At 44.9% G+C, this 18,319-nt stretch carries 16 protein-coding genes and 1 pseudogene; 4 read left to right on the forward strand and 13 right to left on the reverse strand.

The window, feature by feature from the left end:
* Positions 1 to 364 precede the first annotated feature (364 nt).
* Positions 365 to 1,552: an Ig-like domain-containing protein gene (locus FLT43_RS13370; protein ID WP_244194250.1), complete on the reverse strand. Its 1,188-nt coding sequence runs from the start codon at positions 1,550 to 1,552 to the stop codon at positions 365 to 367.
* A gap of 533 nt (positions 1,553 to 2,085) precedes the next feature.
* Between FLT43_RS13370 and FLT43_RS13375 the strand changes: the two genes are divergently transcribed.
* Positions 2,086 to 3,447: an FAD-dependent oxidoreductase gene (locus FLT43_RS13375; protein WP_087443405.1), complete on the forward strand. Its 1,362-nt coding sequence runs from the start codon at positions 2,086 to 2,088 to the stop codon at positions 3,445 to 3,447.
* 94 nt (positions 3,448 to 3,541) lie between these two features.
* On the opposite strand, the gene FLT43_RS13380 is transcribed toward FLT43_RS13375, so the two are convergent.
* From FLT43_RS13380 to FLT43_RS13400, 5 genes are read right to left on the reverse strand one after another with little or no spacing between them, the layout of a single operon-like run.
* Positions 3,542 to 3,898, reverse strand: coding sequence for a hypothetical protein (locus tag FLT43_RS13380; protein WP_087443404.1), 357 nt, complete (start codon positions 3,896 to 3,898; stop codon positions 3,542 to 3,544).
* Between the two features lie 55 nt (positions 3,899 to 3,953).
* Complete coding sequence (locus FLT43_RS13385; RefSeq protein WP_087443403.1) at positions 3,954 to 4,628, reverse strand: ABC transporter ATP-binding protein; 675 nt, start codon at positions 4,626 to 4,628, stop codon at positions 3,954 to 3,956.
* A 9-nt stretch (positions 4,629 to 4,637) separates the two neighbouring features.
* Complete coding sequence (locus tag FLT43_RS13390; protein ID WP_087443402.1) at positions 4,638 to 6,173, reverse strand: ABC transporter permease; 1,536 nt, start codon at positions 6,171 to 6,173, stop codon at positions 4,638 to 4,640.
* Positions 6,174 to 6,221: 48 nt separating this feature from the next.
* A complete protein-coding gene (locus FLT43_RS13395) occupies positions 6,222 to 7,673 on the reverse strand; it encodes a sensor histidine kinase (protein ID WP_087443401.1) in 1,452 nt (483 codons plus the stop codon).
* Positions 7,636 to 8,307: a response regulator transcription factor gene (locus tag FLT43_RS13400; protein WP_087443400.1), complete on the reverse strand. Its 672-nt coding sequence runs from the start codon at positions 8,305 to 8,307 to the stop codon at positions 7,636 to 7,638. Before FLT43_RS13400 ends, FLT43_RS13395 begins: the two co-directional genes overlap by 38 nt.
* Before the next feature lie 588 nt (positions 8,308 to 8,895).
* Between FLT43_RS13400 and FLT43_RS13410 the strand changes: the two genes are divergently transcribed.
* Positions 8,896 to 9,825: an MBL fold metallo-hydrolase gene (locus FLT43_RS13410; RefSeq protein ID WP_087443399.1), complete on the forward strand. Its 930-nt coding sequence runs from the start codon at positions 8,896 to 8,898 to the stop codon at positions 9,823 to 9,825.
* A gap of 221 nt (positions 9,826 to 10,046) precedes the next feature.
* On the opposite strand, the gene FLT43_RS13415 is transcribed toward FLT43_RS13410, so the two are convergent.
* On the reverse strand, positions 10,047 to 10,208 hold the full coding sequence (locus tag FLT43_RS13415; protein ID WP_373994955.1) for an IS3 family transposase: 162 nt from the start codon (positions 10,206 to 10,208) through the stop codon (positions 10,047 to 10,049).
* Between the two features lie 68 nt (positions 10,209 to 10,276).
* On the opposite strand from FLT43_RS13415, the gene FLT43_RS13420 reads away from it, so the two are divergent.
* Both FLT43_RS13420 and FLT43_RS13425 read left to right on the forward strand, forming a co-directional pair.
* Positions 10,277 to 10,732: a MerR family transcriptional regulator gene (locus tag FLT43_RS13420; protein WP_087443398.1), complete on the forward strand. Its 456-nt coding sequence runs from the start codon at positions 10,277 to 10,279 to the stop codon at positions 10,730 to 10,732.
* Positions 10,716 to 11,162 carry a hypothetical protein gene (locus FLT43_RS13425; RefSeq protein WP_174818192.1) on the forward strand — a complete coding sequence of 149 codons (447 nt, stop codon included), beginning with the start codon at positions 10,716 to 10,718 and terminating at the stop codon, positions 11,160 to 11,162. Before FLT43_RS13420 ends, FLT43_RS13425 begins: the two co-directional genes overlap by 17 nt.
* 447 nt (positions 11,163 to 11,609) lie before the next feature.
* Here FLT43_RS13425 and FLT43_RS13430 read toward each other — a convergent pair whose 3' ends face one another.
* The 6 genes and pseudogenes from FLT43_RS13430 to FLT43_RS13455 all read right to left on the reverse strand — a co-directional run bounded on the left by FLT43_RS13430 (position 11,610) and on the right by FLT43_RS13455 (position 18,032).
* Complete coding sequence (locus tag FLT43_RS13430; protein WP_087443397.1) at positions 11,610 to 12,692, reverse strand: phosphotransferase enzyme family protein; 1,083 nt, start codon at positions 12,690 to 12,692, stop codon at positions 11,610 to 11,612.
* Positions 12,689 to 13,765, reverse strand: a complete 1,077-nt coding sequence (gene rsgA / locus FLT43_RS13435) for a ribosome small subunit-dependent GTPase A (protein ID WP_087443396.1) — start codon at positions 13,763 to 13,765, stop codon at positions 12,689 to 12,691. The genes FLT43_RS13430 and rsgA overlap by 4 nt, the downstream gene beginning before the upstream one ends.
* Positions 13,766 to 14,234: 469 nt before the next feature.
* The gene (locus tag FLT43_RS13440) at positions 14,235 to 14,516 is read right to left on the reverse strand and encodes a hypothetical protein (protein ID WP_087443395.1); all 282 of its coding nucleotides are present in this window, start codon (positions 14,514 to 14,516) and stop codon (positions 14,235 to 14,237) included.
* A gap of 342 nt (positions 14,517 to 14,858) precedes the next feature.
* A complete protein-coding gene (locus tag FLT43_RS13445) occupies positions 14,859 to 15,563 on the reverse strand; it encodes an alpha/beta hydrolase (RefSeq protein ID WP_174818193.1) in 705 nt (234 codons plus the stop codon).
* A 1,545-nt stretch (positions 15,564 to 17,108) separates the two neighbouring features.
* Positions 17,109 to 17,684 (reverse strand): annotated as a pseudogene (locus FLT43_RS13450) (IS4 family transposase); the annotation flags it as partial.
* A 48-nt stretch (positions 17,685 to 17,732) separates the two neighbouring features.
* A complete protein-coding gene (locus FLT43_RS13455) occupies positions 17,733 to 18,032 on the reverse strand; it encodes a hypothetical protein (protein WP_127510939.1) in 300 nt (99 codons plus the stop codon).
* Between the last annotated feature and the right edge of the window lie 287 nt (positions 18,033 to 18,319).

Here is an 18,319-nt window from a genome sequence, read left to right on the forward strand (position 1 = left end):
CTCAATTTTATAAGTGGAACCCTTAATACTGGAATACACTAAATATTAGCTCCAAAAAATAGATACAATAAAAGAATTCTAAGCAACGTATACTAGAATAAAGAGCTGACTGAGTTCTTATCAAACAACTCTTTAATACTCAAGATTCCTATGTCAGCTACCTTCTGTTCTCAGCGCATTTTCGATTATTACCACTAGAAGGAGATTTACGAAAACACAAAAAGCCCCGATGCAATCCATCGGGACTTTTATTATTGAATAATGAATAGAATCTATAACTATCCGTTACCATTAAGCCAAGCAACATAGTGCTTGTCCGCCATTCCATCTGGGTGATCGCGAGCAGACATCTGATCTTTTCATGCTACCCTACCGTTATGCGCAGGGTTGCTTTTTTGCCGCCATATGTAAAGGTAATGACGCCCTTGCCTTTGCTCACGGCGGTAACCGTGCCCTGATTGGCGGTCGCCTTGCCGTTCGACTTGGATTGGGCGAGCGACGTTACATCGCTGATGTTCCCACTGCTGGACACAGCCTGTACCCGGTAAGTCGTCGTTTGATATGGAGCAAGCTTCGAGTTCGATGCCGTGACCGTCAGCTTCTTCAGCTTAGGTGTGACCTGAACCGGGATTTCAAAGGTGCGATCGCCGTAAACGCCGACGATTTTTGTCGTGCCTTCCTTCAGCCCCTTTACGCTGGCACCTGCTGCTTTGGCGATTTGCGCGTTTTCGGATGTCCATGCCACCTTGCCTGCAAGCGACACCTTTTTACCGTTGGAATAGGTGCCGATCACTTTGACGGGTTTGGAGGATCCCGCTCCAATCACGAGAGAGGTAGGCTGCACCTCGATGCTAGCCAAGCTTTCCTGGAAGACGACTGGAAGCGACACCCCTTTTCCTCCATAATACAGTTTTACGCTGGCACGCCCCTGGGACTGGCCCACCGCCGTAACTGTGCCGTTGCTCACTTGAATGCCTTTGCCGGCCGCTTTTGCCGTCACCTGTGAGGAGACATCCACCGTGCGCCCGCCTTCATACACCGCCTGAACGGAATAAGTGGCCGGCTTACCGGGAGTCAGCACCAGCTTCGCAGGTGTTACGGTGAGTTTTTTAATCTTCGGTGTAACCTGCACGGGAATTTCGAAACTTTGCTGGCCGACAACGCCCGTAACGGTCGTACTGCCTTCCGCCACTCCCTTTATCGTTCCGTTGCTCACCCTCGCAACTTGATCATTTCCGGATTTCCATTGGATTTTCGTTCCGATCGATGCTTTTTTTCCATTGGAGTAATAACCCGTTACTTTAATCGGCTTAGAGGAACCCGCACTTAATGTGACGGTAGTCGTCGGTTCTACATCATATTTCACGAAATCCTCTTGTATACGAACGGGAACGGTAACCGTCTGATTGCCGTACTTGCCTTTCAGCTTCGCCGAGGCGCCATATCTGCCGCTCACCTTGCCTCCGCTGATAGTCAACACATCCGAACTGGACTGCCACGTGACAGAGCCAGTCACGTCCTCGATTCTGCCGTCCTTATGTATAGCATTCACCTTAGGAAGATCGGCTTCCTTTCCAATGACAAGATATAGTGATTTGGCCGCAGGTTTCAATTTAAAGGAAGCGGCTGCGGCATTACTCTTGGCTTGTATGCTTGCCGGCCACGATAGGGTAAGGATAAGTATGGCACACACAACGAACACCCCAAAACCGAAGCGGCCTTTTCCTGATTCAAATACTGACCTCATAAGCTTCTCCTCTCTCAACTGCCTGGTTGCAACATTTCAATGGTCTTATTCCGATCCCTAATGAATAGACTGTGCTCCTATCCGGAAATGTTCATATGATCGTGAAAGGCCCTACTTCTTTTATCGGCTGTTGATGGGAAAAGTGTTGCTTTTTCTTACAATATATTCTTTGGATTGATCTGAACGCCAAATTAGGCATCGATGTCCTCTGTGAAAATTTGAACAAATTGGACTATTGATTTGTGAAATAAATCACAGTAAACTGTAAGTGTGAAATAATTCACAACTGCATTCAACCATTTGGTTCACCTAGTTTTTACACTCGAGGAGGAATAAAGATGAAAATGGCAGTGATTGGATGTACTCATGCCGGAACAGCAGCGGTGGTCAATGCCGCCAAGCTGTACCCCGATGCCCGGATTACCGTTTACGAACGCAACGACAACATATCGTTTTTATCTTGCGGGATCGCTTTGTATGTGGGCGGTGTCGTGAAGGATCCGGAAGGGCTCTTTTACTCCTCCCCGCAGCAGTTGGCGGATTTGGGCGTCGTGACTCACATGCGTCATGAGGTCCTCTCTGTCGATACGGATGCGAAAATCATTCAGGTACGCAACCTGATAACCGGAGAGGAATTCAAAGATTGTTACGATAAGCTGATTGTCACGACGGGCTCTTGGCCGGTCATTCCACAGCTTCTAGGCATGGAGCTTGGCAACATTCTGATGTGCAAAAACTACGAACATGCCAATACCATCATCGAAAAGGCAAAACACGCGAACCATATTACGGTAGTCGGTGCGGGATACATCGGCGTAGAGCTTGTGGAGGCGTTCCAGCAAAGCGGTAAGCAGGTGACGTTGATTGACAGCGCAGACCGAATTCTGAACCGGTATCTGGATACCGAATTCAGTAGCCGGATCGAGGATGCGTTCCGCAGCAAAGGCATCGAGCTTGCGCTTGGGCAGACCGTGAAAGCTTGTGAAGGCAAGGACGGTCTTGTAAACCTCGTCATCACCGACAAGGGTGAAATCGAAACCGATATGGTCATTCTTTGTATCGGATTCCGCCCGAATACCGAGCTGCTTACAGGTCAGGTAGATATGCTGCCGAATGGCGCGATCATCGTGGATCAATATATGCAGACCAGCAAGCAGGACGTGTTCGCCGCCGGGGACAGCTGTGCCGTACATTACAATCCGACCGGCAAGGCTGCTTACATTCCGCTGGCCACCAATGCAGTGCGGATGGGAATGCTGGCGGCCCGCAATCTGATGGGGCCAACGACAAAGTATTTGGGCACGCAGGGCACGTCGGGCCTCAAAATATACGATCTCAACCTGGCTTCGACGGGACTTACCGAAATCGCATGCGCCGACGAGAACATCAATGCCGAGGCGGTTACGGTAACCGACGCCTACCGGCCGGAATTTATGCCTACGGCAGAAACGGCGACCTTAAAAGTTGTGTATGACCAAGAAAGCCGCTCTCTGCTGGGTGCGCAAATCATGTCCAAAGTCGATCTGACCCAAGCGATGAATACCTTGTCGGTATGTATTCAACACGGGATGACGATCGACGAGCTAGCTTTCGTCGACTTCTTCTTCCAGCCTCACTTTAACAAGCCTTGGAACTTGCTGAATACGGCCGGCCTTGCCGCGCTTCCCAAGATCATAGACGGGGAACTGCAGCACGCATGAATGGACTAGCATCTATTTATCCTCCTCGAGCAATACTGGATGAGGACAACAGTTAAGAAGGCGTGCCCTGCTGGGCACGCCTCTTGACGAATCCTTAATTATCATTTTTCTGAAACCACGTGTCAAAATCATCTTCGTCGGTTTCATGCTTACGTACGGAAGAAGCGGCTTGATCACTACGGTTACGATGTCCTGCATGAAGAGATGAATTCATATGCAAGATCCACCCTAATGTAAATAGGATAACGGCAAACAGCATATATTGTGCACAGTTTGTCATAAAGAAATTTACAATTTCATATCTATTTTCGCTGGCCACCAACTGATTCATTGCTATCATCTCGGAAATATAACCATAACTGTGGGACGCTGACCAAGCCGTATAGAGCATGAGCAACCCGGCGAGAGCATATAGAACCATACTCAAAATGGGAATCTTCTTTTTTCTCATGTTTTCCTTCTCTTTTCGCTAGATTTTTTAAATGTTCGATCCTCACGGCCACGACTTAGTCAGTTTCTCCAACTAAAAACAGTCTTCCCGCATGTATCCCCAAGACCTCATCGGCAATCGATGTAACCTTCTTTGAGTGGGTAACGATAATGACGCATTTGCCTTCATCATGGGCAAGCGAAGTGAAAATCTTTAAAATCTCAACTTCCGTATCTTTGTCCAAATTTCCGGTTGGCTCGTCGGCTATGATAAGGTCTGGATGATGCGACAGCGCCCTTGCGATTCCAACGCGCTGCTGTTCGCCGCCCGATAACTTCAGTACCGGCCGATCGGCTGTTTCACGGTCAATCCCGACTTTTTCAAGAATTTCATAGGCAAATGCCTTCTTATCCTTTTCAGGGCTCTTGCTGATGTTCATCGACAGCACAATATTTTGAACCGCCGTAGCGTTTGTAAGCAGGTTATACGCCTGAAAGATAACGCCGATGCTTTTCGCCCTATAATCGTCGCGGTCGATTTTTTTCAGATCATCGCCCCGATAATAAATCGCACCTTCCTTGCAAGTGTCAAGACCTGACATCAGCGACAGCAGGGTGGACTTGCCAGAACCCGACTTGCCAATAATCGTATATACCTTCCCTGGCTCGAACGCGGTGCTTACCTCTTTAAGAACGTGTTTTTTGGCGCCATCATATTTGTAGGAGACGTTTTTTAATGTCAATACACTCATATTTATCACTTAGTTCCTTTCCATAAGAATTTTGATCGGTTCGTATTTGGTAATTCGGCTGATAGATATGAGACTGGCGACAGATACAAGCAGCAGCGCGATACCTATAATTTGAAGAGCCGCGTTCATATTTAAGGACAGATCGATGCTGCTGAGCGGTTCCACGTCGGTGCTGGAAAAGGAGCTCTGCGGGGCCATCATCATCATGCCTCCGCTTGGCTGCTGATTCGCCGCCTCTTCTGCCAATTCAATCTGGTTGGCAAGCAAGGCATTGGTGACAGGCTGCGCAGACAGGCTGCCCACGCCAAGTCCGACCGCCAAACATACACAGGTGATTATCATGATTTCAGACCATAAGCCAAATGCGACCTTCCCTTTTTTCAGCCCCATGGCCCGAAGAACGCCGATTTCATATTTGCGCTCTCGGATAGACATCGAGGACAGAAGTGCGATAATGATGCCCCCGAGAATTAACACGACCGCCATGAATGTCACGGCCACGCCTTTGAGTCCCTCCACGGGACCGATGATTTTGTTATAGGAAGCCTCATCCGTAGTAACGTTAAAGGTTTGCTCCAACCCTTTATCATATACTTCCTCAGCGAACGCATCCAACATGTCGGGTTGCTTCAAATAATAGGTCGCTTCAACCTTGATACCCGACATTTCTGGTTGGATTTCCTGTACAACCGTATCATAGGTCGTAAGTATTTCATTGCGGCGGTTGGTAAAAGCGTTTTTCATTGAGCCTTCAGCGTATTCATCCGTCACGTCATAATAGGTTCCCACTACGGTCAATTCATATGATATATCCGCGCGTTCCCCCTCCGCTTTATTGGTCAATTCACTATATAACGATAGCTTATCCCCGATTTGAATCCCGTTTTGCTCCGCCAAATCCGTACTAATGATAGCCTCGTTACGTTCTCCCGGCATTCTCCCTTCCGCAAGCTCCCGCATTCCACCCTCGAATTCAGTAAATTGATTTCCGAGAAGACTCAGCATGAACTGCATCGGTTCATCCTGGGACATACCTGGACCGCCACCCATCCTCATCATGCCGCTTCCCGGGCCAAGCTCCGCGTCAATCGCGGTTATATTTTCGCTATTTACACCGGTTCTGGCCGTATATACGCTGTTTTGCAGATATTCCGATTCACCGAACGCAATATATTGGTCAGCAGGGATCGACGGAATGGTTATCATCACCCGCCCATCTTTGCTGTTTGCCATTGCCTCCTCTCGTATTTTCTGCATGTCAGGTTCAAGACGCACTTCCGCTCCAAAACGGCCTTTATAATCTTCTATGATGCCATTTGCGGTGTTGCTGATCATTATCGCAATCACGGTAGTCACGATAACGCCCAAAATGATTGCGCCGATTAGAATGTTTCTGCCTCTATTTTGCCTAACATTGTGAAGCGCATTTTTTAAAATATACATGTTCTCTCCTCCTGAAAATCCTTTTGCGACGAGCCCCGGCTTCTCATCGGAATACAGCATACCGTCCCAATCTAACTTTAATCTAACTTTGGATTTCAACATAAAAAATAACCGGCAGATTCATCTGCCGGTTAATCGGTTAGACCTCTTCTATTCGTGTGGTAGATCCATGCGAAATAACACGCCATTATCCACATTATCAAGCGCAAACGGGATTCCCATTAAATCGAGAGCTTTTTTCACAATGGTAAGGCCCAGGCCGCTGCGCCCCTGACTCCGCCTTCTCGCTTTATCCTCTCGGTAAAAAGGCTCAAAGAGCTTAGGCAGCATTTCCCCTTGAATCCTCACTCCGTTGTTGAAGACACAAAGACGAACGCATTTTTTCATTTCCTGCGTATAGATATGGATTCTTCCGCCTTCCGGCGTATTTTGAACCGCGTTCATGACAATGTTGGACAACGCTTTGCGGAACAGCTTCGGATCCAAGGTGCAGCACAGGTTCTCTGGAATGTCCACATCGATGCGCTGCTCTCTTACATCGGCTAACGTGCGGTAGGAAGAAAGAATCCCGGTCACCAACTCATTTAACTGGATGCGCTCTTGTTCCTGTCCTCCCATGTCATTGCTCAACGTCACAATTTCTAAGATCTCCGAGACCAGTTTATTTTGTTCATTCATCATTTTCAAGCATTCTCGTACATATCTTGGATATTCCGCAGGCGGAATCACATTTTCCAGCATCCCCTCCAGCAATGCACTGGTGGCCGCGATGGGCGTTTTTAACTCATGCGAAGCCGCAGAGAAAAAATATCGCTGATTTTCTTCCATCTCTTTTTCCCGTTCAATTTCGATTTCCAATTGCTGAATCGTAACCTGCAATGTTTTATACATTTTGTAGACGTCTCCGGCAAGCTGGCCGATCTCGTCTTTGCGGGGTTCTGGAGCAATAACCGGCTCCAAATCAGACATTTTCTTCGTATCTTGCGCGATCTTTTCAATAGGCTTTGCGATTTGTCTGGCAAATAGGGCAGCGGCAAGGAGACTTGCCATGAATATCATCAAAAAAGCGAAAACCATTTTTTCTATAAATTCGTGGTATACGGAAGCTCCAGATATCGTCCCGGTAACATATAAGGTTACGCCTCCGGAAGCCTTCACCAGGAATTGAAACCGTTCGCTGGAATCGGCGGTTATAAAATGAAAATTGCGCTCCGTGAAAGCATTTCCTTTGATGATTACATTGCTTGATGGCGGTAAGCCGATATCAGTTCTAATCATGCTAAAATTTTCAGTTTGATATAAAATTTGTCCGTCGGAAGCCTCCAAGCAAAATTCAAAGGAGGTGTTTTTTTCGTGAAAATTTTTAGCCATAGTTATTATTTCATCATCAGATTTTCCATGCAGACGATTGAGAAGAGGTTGAAATACATCTGATAATTGCTGTCGCTGCGTTGACTCAACGACTGATTTGACCTGGTCGAAGAAAAAGACGAACATGAAAAAGATAACAAAAAGCAATATCAATGCGGTATAGAAAAACACTTTTCCATAAATTCCAAAAAATCTACGCTTGATAATCCTCGACCTCCAAACAATAGCCAATCCCCTTTACGGTCTTAATGAGGTTTTTAGGCAATTTATCCCTCAGCTTTTTGATGCTCGCGTGAATAATTCCCTCGTTGCCGTCAAAATCATATCCCCAAATCTTAATCAGTAACGTTTCATGTGACACAATTTTATGTCTGTTTTGCGCAAGCAGCATCAATATCTCGAATTCCTTAGGCGATAACTGAATTTTGTCGCCGCTATATTCGACTCCGTAGGTTTCGGGGAATAAGGTCAGCTTGCCCGCAGTAATTTCTTTTTTGATGGCCCCGCTGCGTCGTAGAAGAGCTTCAACACGTTTGACAAGAATCGGCATAGAGAACGGCTTGGTAACGTAATCGTCCACTTCATTGGTAAAAGCGGTCAGTTGATTCCGATCATCGCTCAATGCGGTCATCATCAATACCGGGGTGTCGTTTATTTTACGAAACTCCTTCAAAAGCTCCTGCCCGTTCGTGCCGGGCAGCATAATGTCCAGTATGATGAGGTGATACTGTGTGTTATAAAATTGCTCTAGCGCGTCATCGCCATCCGAACACGTATCGATGCGGTAACCCGCGTTTTGCAAAAATTTTTGCACCATCGTTCTGATATGCTCATCATCCTCGACAACCAAGATTCTAATCTCCATAATCTCACCCGACACCACTATAACATGATCATCTAACTTTCATCTAACTACGATGTAACATCATCACCCTGAATCATTTTCCAGAACGCATAAGATAAATATAATTTTCAACTGTAAATTACTGTACATGCCAAAAGTTCACTATAATTAAATGCAAAAAAGAGACAAACTTTAGAACAATTTGAAAAGCCCCCTTGACACTTCTTATGTGTTGTAACTATAATGGTTACACCGTGATGGTGTTAGTAATGAAACTAAGCAGCAGATTTTCCAAACCGGTTCACATTCTTTCATTGCTTGTTCCAGTTCCGAACTTACGGTATATATCAACATGAAAAAGTGAACCCATTTTTTTTGGAATAGTTGTAATAAGGTTAGTTACAACACCAAATCTTGAAATCCACTGGAAGGAGAGACGTTGATTACGACGTGCATGACATGCTGGTAGCCAAGTACGGCATAAGCCGGGATCAAGCGATGAAGCTGTTGGACAAAGCCGGGAGCGAATCGGAGTGAGCGGCTTGTGCTGGCAGCGTTACGTTACTGTTTCCATAATTTTAATCCATATAAGGAAGAAGGAGATTTGCGATGTTTAGTAAGAAATCATCGATGGGAATTATTTTGTTGCTTTGTATCACGTTATTGCTGAGCGCATGCTCCGGCGAGGCGAGTACGACGAATACCGAGAGCGAAGAAACTCAGAAGCCAGCGGTGGACCTCAAGATCACGCCGTTCAACCCTGGAGAAAAGGGCCTCTTCCCCGTCACCTCTAGCCTGATCGAAGGACCGAACGAGGTACTGCTCGTCGATGCTCAGATCGAAAAGAACAACGCCGAGCAACTGGTCAAGATGATCCGCGACACCGGAAAGAAACTGACTACGGTATATATCAGCCACAAGGATCCGGATTTCTACTTCGGCCTGTCGACGATCCGCGAGGCATTTCCTGACGTGAAGATCGTTGCCACCCCGGCCACTGTGGAAGAGATCAAGGCAACCATCCAGCTCAAAAGCGATTACTGGAGTCCGATTCTAAAAGAAAACGCCCCAACCGCGCTGATCGTCCCTGATGTCCTGGACGGGGACAAACTGACGGTCGATGGCGAAATCGTGCAGGTGATCGGTCTCGACGGTTCGGCTCCAACTCATACCGTCCTGTGGGTTCCGTCGAAAAAGACCATCCTGGGTGGTGTGCCGATCTACGAGAACCTGCATGTCTGGATGGCAGACAACCAGACCCCGGAGAGCCGTGACCAATGGCGGGAGATTCTGGAGCGGATTCTTGCCCTGAAGCCGGAACGGGTTATCCCGGGCCATTATCTGGACAAGAGCTCCGAAGATACATCCAGCGTCGTATTTACCCGTGACTACATTGCAGAATTTGAAGCTGCGGCGAAGCAGGCCAAAAATTCCGCTGAGCTGACTGCAGCGATGCAGAAGGCCTATCCAGATTTAAAGAACACAAGTGATCTGGAAATGGGCGCCCAGGTGATCAAGGGTGAACTGTCCTGGCCATGATATAACGCCGACGCCGCACGTTAGGTGCGAAGATGGTTAAGCCGTAATGGTGACACTTCACCTGCTTCGACCTTATCTTCCGCTACGATTCGCTCGGTCGTCATCGTAATAGCGGGTCGTTACGCCGCCTGTGGAGCGTACCACCATCAGGTTATCTCCATTGTAACGGTTGCTGACGGCCTTGAACTGTGGCCCTTAACGTGGACAGTATAAAAAAAGCACTACGTTGCCAGAAGATGATTCCTATATTCGTTAGGGGTCATCTTCTTTAATGTCCACTGATACCGCTCAGTGTCGTAAAAGGGTATGTACTCATTAATGCGGGTACGAAGCTCGTCAAGTGCAGTAACAGAGTGGTTGTTAGAATACCGCGTGAAAAAAATAGTAAAAACGTATTGACATTGGAGTTTACTCCAATGTTATTTTTGATGTATAAGAAAAACAATATTCTATAAAAGAGGTTTCACGGATACTTGGTATCCCGAAGGATACGCTTCGGTACTATGACCGTATTGGACTCGTATCACCGTCCAGGGAACACAATTCTTACCGCAGTTATTCTAAGGAGGACCTCATCGGTTTGATGAATATTCAAATCATGAAGTATGCGGACTTTTCTCTAGAAGAAATCAAAGAGAAGTTTCAATTCCACAGAATGCAGAGTGTAGATCCTGCTTATTACCAGGAGGTCGCTGAATTCCTTGATTCCAAAAAAGCAGAAACGCGCAAAAAAATTGCACATCTTGAAAAGGTCAGTCAGTTGCTAGACGTAGCAATTGAATCACTAAGGGACTTTAACCATGAAAGTGACCAGCGGCTGGCAGCGTTCGTTCGGGAGATTTACCGGGATCTGCACAAGAAGGATCCTGGAATAACTAAGGAGGATTGTGATGGACGTGAAAATTAAAAATTATTACTATCTGATTGCTGGCGTTCTTGCAATACTGTTTGCCGTTACACACGCATGGAACGGGCAATCCGCTGTACTGCCGATGCTCTTGGTGAATGATATAGCCATGGATACACGGATAGTATTTAGGTATGTCTGGCATATTATCACTGCGGAGAATCTGATCTTCGGCATTGTATTCATTATCCTATCATTTCAAAGCGAGCGATCGAAGATCCGGTCTGCTGCATGGATAATCGTGTCACTTCTGCTCGTTCGTCTGATTGTCATTCTTGGTGTAACGGCATATTATGATGTTTCGGCACTTACGGACACATTAATTGATTCGATTGCCATCCTAATCTATGTCGCTTTCATCATACTGGGCATAAGAATGAAGAAAAAAGAGTTCGGAGGTCAATCGCCACAATCCAGTAGGAAAGTTTAAAGAACTAACTAGGGGGCGTCTCACTGCCAGTGATCGCAATACGCTAACGGGAAACGTTAGCTCAATAAATTGGCTTTTATCACTTTTGAGCAGATGCTAAAATACATGTGTACCAGTTAACCTCCGAGTCTAATATGGCCTCCGAAATCGGATACCGATCTGGCGACCATCGGCTCCTCCGCTTATCGGGTCTATCGCTATGAAGTCTACTATCAAGCTCAAGTTGGGGATACATTAGCCCAGATTAAAACGCAGCTCAATGCTGCATAGGGATACTGTCATATTTTTCAACTCCAAAATTATTGAATCGATTATTGGCAAGTATGTTATATATAAACAAACCAAAAGAAAAACCACCGGTTCCTCCGCAATGCACAATCACCCGCATCAGGGGAAGAGAACCGATGGTTTATCCCTAATTCAATACATCACTGCCCATGACCGCTGTTACCTCTTGTTTTCCTCGTATTGAAAAGGCGCTTCGAATGAATAAATGTCGTGGAAAAATCCTTTATATGGGATGTCTTCCTCCAAACATTTGATAAGGTACAACAATGCTTCGTCGCACTCCACTTGCTCTCCGTTATGTTGTGCCACCTCAAATGCGTCAATCATATTCTCCAAGATAGTCGTTTGAATAAATAAAGGCAATTGCTCCAGCATAGCATCATCAAGATCAGTTTCGGAGCGATAGCCGTCCAGAACAGTCTCAAAATAGCCTTCCATAAACTTCATCCGTTTGTTTACGTCTTTTTCGAATTGAATCCAGCCAACGCCATGTCCCCACAGACCCGCCAAGTCGTACATATACCAGCAGAAACAGGAGTTGTCGAAGTCAAATACCGTAATCTGTCCGTTATCGTAATCGATGTTATAGTTTCCGTCACTGTAATCAAAATGAACCATGCCATAATGATCGGAATGCCTGTTGAGCCCCTGCAATTGCTCAAGAATACGGAACAATTTCTCCTTGACCGTCGGCGACAAGAAGTCGGGAACTATTTGTTCTATATAGGTTTTATTGTATTTATCGAAGAAATCGTATCTCCGCCGGGTGGGCTGGTAGGCTTTGGACAATTGGTGCAGCTTGCCAAGCGTTTTGCCGCAGTTGTAGAAGTATTCGGTCAGTGGCGCTCCATCCCGATAACGGTAGTGGTTTTCCGCAAGCTGCTTCCCTGGGGCCCGTTCGAACAAACAGATAAAGAAGACTTGACCCTCATGCTGAATTTCTTCCAGAAGCCGACCATTCTTGGAGTGGATGACATTGGATACACTGCCTCCGTGTTCGTGCAAATAACAGATATATTCGAGCTCGCCCAGAAAGTCATCTTTGCTGCGGTCGTCCAGAAAAGAGATTCGGATGACCATATCCTGTGCTTCTGCTTTATGGCAGGTGTACACCAGATTTCTACCGCCGTCATGCGGTGGAATTTGGGAAAAGGAGTAGCCCTCTAAACCATATAGTTTCTTAATTGCGGGCAATAACAGACTTTGTGCTGTTGCGGCCGCTGCTTGGTAGGTTATGCTCATCTATGTTTTCCTCCTCTTTTTTGCTGTCTCTCTATTACTTTTGAAGCCACGATCTGGGCCGTTTTGTTGCGCAAATAGGCAGCTTTGTCCTCTACGAATGCGGCTTCCCTTCTGAGAGCGAGATAGCTGTCCCAACGCTCCTTCGGCAACTCACCGTTTTGTATGGCGGCTCTGACGGCACAACCCGGGTCACCTGCGTGCCCGCAGTCGGAGAATTTGCAATGACCCAGATAACGCTCCACATCGGAGAATCCTTCACGGATGCCTTCGGAGGCCTCCCACATGCCAAGCTCGCGCATCCCCGGCGTATCAATGACCATAACGCCGCTGCTCAGGAGAATTAATTGGCGATGAGAAGTGGTATGCTTGCCTTTGCTGTCATCCTCGCGGATATCGCTAACCCTCATCATTTCCTTTCCTGCAAGCTTATTGACAAGGCTTGATTTTCCTACACCGGAAGAGCCGAGAAACACAATAGTGTTCCCTTTTGTGAGATAGTCGGAAAGTCCGTCTATGCCCTCACCGGTTTTTGCACTAATGACATAAACCGCAACCCCGATTGCTATTTGATTCACCGCCGCAAGATATTCCGAGGTATCGGTTATCAAATCCGCTTTAGTCAGGATGACAACGGGAATGGCGCCCGATTGCCATGATAAAGCCAGATAACGTTCAATCCGACGCGGATTGAAGTCATGGTTTAGCGATTGCATGATGAATACGTAGTCGAAATTGGCGGCCACCGTCTGCTCTTTTACGGTCTTTGCAAAGTTAGCCGCATGACCGGATAAGTCATTTCGAGCAAATTTCGATTTGCGTGGCAGCGTTCTGATAATCAGGCTTTCGCCGTCGGGATTATATTGAATTTGCACGAAATCCCCGGTGGTAGGGAATTCTTCGGTACAGTTGTTGAAATAGATACCCGCCTTCAGTCGCGCAAGGCATTCCCCCTGCTCGGTTATGAGGCTGTAATGTTGTTTATGCACAGCGGTAACCCTTGCGTAGGTTCCATCTGTGTGTAGTGGATCATGTTGCGGCGTGAAGCCGTAGTCACGTAGTGTAAAAGTGTTCATGGATGCCTCCCTGCTGTTTTTGTAAAGAAAAATCACGTCCGAGAAACCGCATTACAGGCCATACTTTTGTTACCGTCCAGGGCGCAATGCAAAAAAACCGCAGCAAGCAGCCGTTCATGGCTGTCTGCTGCGGTCCAATGATGAAGGAAAAATGAGCATAAAAATAACACACCCAGAAGTGTGCTACCGTTGCTTTTGACCAAAGCTTCAATATTCACGAAAGGTTACTTTTTTGGCATACTAAATAAAGGGATACAATCCCCGTAAAAATTCAGTCATGCGCCCTTATTCGGTTTTAAGTATGGGATACCTCAAATGTTTTTGCGTTTTTCATTACGAAACAGCCCCTTTACACATTTATAAACTACGGTACAACATAAGTAATATACCATATTTCCTGCTGTATGTATATATTTGGATAAAGACTTTAGACGATTCCATTAGAAACAAAGTCTACAGGCAGTTAACCTTACAACATCACGATCTCAACATTCTGGAAGTAATAGATATCTTCTTTCTTGAATCCGTAACATCCATCACTTCTCTGAATATGCGGCTCAAAGGTGAATAAACGAACCTCGCCAAGCGTTGTTTGATTGCCGGCTTCAAAATATCGCCATTCCCCCATATGAAACTCGATGGTATGCCCCAGGTTTCCTGCAAATTTGTGCTGCGTCAGCTCATCTTCAGTTAATGCTTGTCCGTTCCGAATCATATAGGTTCTGGCATAATCCCCGCAGTAGCTGTTCATTACAGGACTCAAATCGTAACGATATCATTATTTCGAACGGTCTGAAGGGAGCCCGAATCATTCCCCCGGGCTCCCTTCTAGATGTTCAATCATCTTGCATGTCGGTTCACAACATTTACTACTGGTTCCACACTTTTTGACCACCAGACTGTGCTGTAAATCGATAATATAGTTGTTTAATTTCTATACATTTAAAGGTATTTGTACTCAAAAATCATTAATAACGTTGTTTAATTCTTATTGAACTAAAATACATTCACATTTATAATGTCTCTCAAATATAATATCAGTTTATATATTCACCCATTCTTCTCTAACAGGTTCAAGATAAATTGTAATTTGTTAATCGATATGTTTGTGTAACCACTGTTCAAATATCTTTAACTGTTCTTCAGTATGAAAGTAATGTTCACCTGTTTCCATGACTTCTAATTCACAACGATGTTTTTTTGTAAAATAGTTAATAGTTTCAAATTCGCACAGTTCATCTTTGGCTCCATACATAATATATGTATCTGTATTCCATGTATTAATAGGATGTTCTTTTACATAGCATAAATAGTCCCAATATAACTTTTGACCAATAGGTGTCTCTATAGTCATTTCTTTTTGCAAAAGCTCTGGTGTTACATTAAACCATTTCATCATATTTTCGATAATTCGTTCCATATTAACTACTGGTGATAAAAATAATGCCTTTTCTAACACATCATTTTGATAGGCTAAAAGGCTAAAATAAGCTCCCATACTACATGCAAACACGCTTACTTCTTTCCAATGTTCTTTTGCGTAATTCATAATTATAGATAATTCACTAACACAAAACTGTACTTTGCAAGGAGTATTATCATTTTTTCTTTCTCCATGCTCAGGTAAATCAAAGCTTAATACTTGATAACCTTTTTGATTGGCTTCTTCAGCTAATATTTGAATAACTGCATCTTCCTTATTTGACATATTTCCATGTACTGCAATAAAAATTTTTTCACTCTTATCTCCCCATAAAACCGTGGGAATATTACTAATTTTAAAATGATCTTTAAGCATATTTCCTCCATACAATAAGACATATAGGACTTGGCAAAAAACCGCACACACTTTATAATCCTCTACTCAGTTTTAAACAAATCAAACTATTCCTAATTTATCGCAAATGAATTATAATATCTCTCTACCTCTGTATAACAGAGTCTACTTTGTATTTAAAATCTTTCTTTTTTCCATTTCTTCAGAAGCTACAAGTTCTGCACACGTTTCACGCACTCAAAGGGCTAAAGCCCATAAAAAAATGAGGCTACCTTAAGGCAGCCCCACAAAAAGAGGAGTCGTGCTGTAATTCTGGATGTCGAATCTAAGACTGTAGAAGAGCTGCTAGTAGGAGTATGTCCGTTTCTGTGAGTCTATTACTTTATTTTTCAGTCTAACACTTTATTTTCTTCTAAGAAATAACTGTCAGGTGATAAAAAAGTCGTGAACCAATTTTGTTGATTTTACTGTGTTTGCCGCGGCACGTGATAAAGACGAAAAATAAAAAGTCTGGAACCACCAGAAGTTACCATGAAAAGAAAGTTGGAAACTATCATCAACTGAAATTTAGCAGGTCAGTGAAGAATCTTTAACTTCCTCACCTGTTATTCTCTCTCTTTCTTGAAAACAAATCATAAATTTAGGCTCAAAACCGAAATCAGTGCTTGACAATTTAACAGAGGGGTAAAACTGAAAAAACATCTGCCAATCCTGTAAAGTTGTAAGTCCAACCCACAACGAAAAGGAACTGATAGATGCCAATCCAGTATAGCAATGAAAGGCTCAACTTGCCAGAGCTAACGGTGAACCAAATCCTGCCCAGTGATACCGATATATTCAAACTCACTCATTTTTAAGTTCTGAAGCCAATTTTCAAAATTCTCTTTTGTTGCCAAGGCTAAAGAATTTATAACAGTTTGAACTCTTCTCTCATCTAGTGAATTCAAACTATCTATTATTGGTTTAATATTAGTAGGTAATGGAACAAAGTAATCACCCCCTTCATCATATTCTTCGTAATCGAGTTCAGTTCCGTTAACGTCTTCTTTTCTAATTGTTGATTCTTCCTCTTCAATGTTATAAACCAGTTTACCAATTGCAGGTACAGGTATTATATCCTCTTCGTCTGTAATCGTTCTAACTTTATAAACATTCCATTATCGTGCTTTATTACTTTTATTTGTTGTTCTAAGGCTTCCAAGGTATCTAGTGTCACGGGAGCCGCACAGTCTTCGTGCCATCATACGATATTAAAAAACCTAATGAGGTTAGCCTATTGTTCATTCAATTAACCGTGAATGAGATAATGATCTGAAAACAAAAAAACTGGCACAAAAAATATCTCGATGGACAAGCCTTGAAAAAACAGCATCATTTTACGATAAATCTAAATGGAATTTATGCAGGAAATGCAGGATATAAAGAGAGTCTTAAAAATCTCAATTCAGCTTATTCGACCCCTTTTACAAAGAGAACCAAAAGGTCGAGCAGCCACTAAAGGTAGCCCTGTCCATTTTAAAATTTATTTGGATTTTGCGTCAGACAACGCCCTTCGGGCCGGCTCGGTTACGTGGGTTCTAACCGCTTTCGTCCTGCCGACTTGCGGCTCGGTTTTCGCTTCATATGCCCGATCCACTGTGCATAGGGCTTCCAAATCAGAGCCTTCAGCCACCGCTGGATTTGCAGGAGGGAGTGCTCTACGTTCGCGTCCAGTTTGGCCAGCATAAGCAGGCAAAAAGAGATGAGTGTCAGCCAAACCTGGTTGTGCACGGCCTGTTTGCTTGTTCCATAGAAATGCTTAATCTTCAGGTGCTGCTTCATCCATTTGAAGAAGGTCTCAATGGCCCAGCGGCTGCGGTACATCTCACTGATTTCATCGCAAGACAGATCGAAACGGTTGGTGAGCAAAATGAGAAAATTGCCCTGTGAATCGGTTGTTGCCATCATGCGAAGCTTGTGCTTCATCCGCTTTTGCGTGGAACCTACCAGCACCCATTCATCCCTGGTGACCTTGCTGTCCTCTGGAATTTCAAGCGATTGGAGCGGTTCGATCACCGTGTTCTCCTTCAAGCGAGTCACGAAGTATATCCCGTCCGAGCAATAACGATCGAATGCTTTGTAGTCCACGTAACCGCGGTCAACACATAGGTGATTCCGGCATCTTCGATAAGGTCATCCATCTGTGTCCGGTCATTTTTCTTGGCTGTCGTGGGTTGCCTTCTCTGGCAGGACCTCATGAGCATCTGCAAAAGCAAGGCGGAGGTGAAGCTTTATATCTGCCTTGGTCTTGCGAAAGTCGGCCCACTTGTACCTCCGCAAGCAAAGAGCAACGGTGGTAGAGTCGATAATCCGGAGTGCTTTGCGGTCTGCTATCGAACAGCCATGCCTAGACAAAATCTGCATAGCCAGCCGCTCGAAAACCTGCTGGAGCAGGTCCGGATCCACCTGATTATGCTTGCGGCATAATTTTGCCGGTGAGATCGATTCCAAGCCTAGCATTCCTGTTGAAATTCCTTACTCAGAACGTCGTCGGCTATCTCTCTCACCCCTTCCTGCGGCCTATTTCGGCCATTGTATTTCGGAACTTTTCCCCTATGAGGTAGTAGTAAACGAGTAGCCGCGGCGCACGTTTTAAATATCTGTATTTCTTCCTGTAGTCTTCGTGTTCTGTTGTGTTTTGTTGATTTTCCAATAAATTGAAATAGTTACTCAGCGGCACTTGACGTCAGATTCCTGTGGTGGATTTTCCCCTTTCATTTAAAAAAACACCCGGCAGG

Source organism: Paenibacillus thiaminolyticus, from assembly GCF_007066085.1.
GTDB lineage: Bacteria > Bacillota > Bacilli > Paenibacillales > Paenibacillaceae > Paenibacillus_B > Paenibacillus_B thiaminolyticus.